Origin of the sequence: Aeromonas sp. PrichA-15 (assembly GCF_017939245.1) — a bacterium.
GTDB classification, from domain to species: Bacteria; Pseudomonadota; Gammaproteobacteria; order Enterobacterales; family Aeromonadaceae; genus Aeromonas; species Aeromonas caviae.
This window is the reverse complement of sequence record NZ_JAGKRH010000340.1, coordinates 1-545: the sequence shown is the minus strand read 5'-3', so window position 1 is coordinate 545 and position 545 is coordinate 1. Positions and strand designations below refer to the sequence as shown.

The window sequence follows — 545 nt, the reverse complement described above, 5'->3', positions numbered from 1 at the left end:
GCAAACCTCTGCCGCACACTGACCGAAGGAAGCGTGATGCAGATCCCCCAATATCGGCTTTCGATACTTGGTGATAAACACCAAATGTACGTGCAAAGCGTAGGCCGCATGGCGTGATTTATTAATTTTAGTGAATTGCATTCTGTGGATTTGACCCCATAGGTCCAGACACTTTTTCCCGCTTAGGGTTGTGATACCCGACTGCGCAGAAATTCCCGTGGTGAACGGTATCCCAAGGCGCTGTGCGGGTGGTGCTCGTTATAATGCTCAAACGCGATAGCCAAATTGCCTACCGCTGTTCGGCTATCCGGTTTTGGCATCATCTCGATATAGTCTCGCTTCATCGTCTTCACGAAGCTCTCCGCTATACCGTTACTCTGTGGGCTTCTCACCGCAGTAGTTCTGGGCTCCAACCCGATTTCTCGTGCAAACGCGCGGGTCTCATGGGCTCGATACGCCGAGCCATTATCAGTCAGCCACTCCACCGGTGATGCCGGCAACGAATCCCCAAAGCGATGTTCGACAGACCTCAGCATGACATCTTG

1 protein-coding gene and 1 pseudogene are annotated in these 545 nt (G+C 52.3%); both read right to left on the bottom strand.

What is annotated here, in order from left to right:
- A pseudogene (locus J9889_RS23055) lies at positions 1-141 on the bottom strand (IS200/IS605 family transposase); the annotation flags it as partial.
- A gap of 41 nt (positions 142-182) precedes the next feature.
- A partial coding sequence (locus J9889_RS23050; protein ID WP_210557742.1) for an integrase core domain-containing protein occupies positions 183-545 on the bottom strand: 363 nt, incomplete at its 5' end.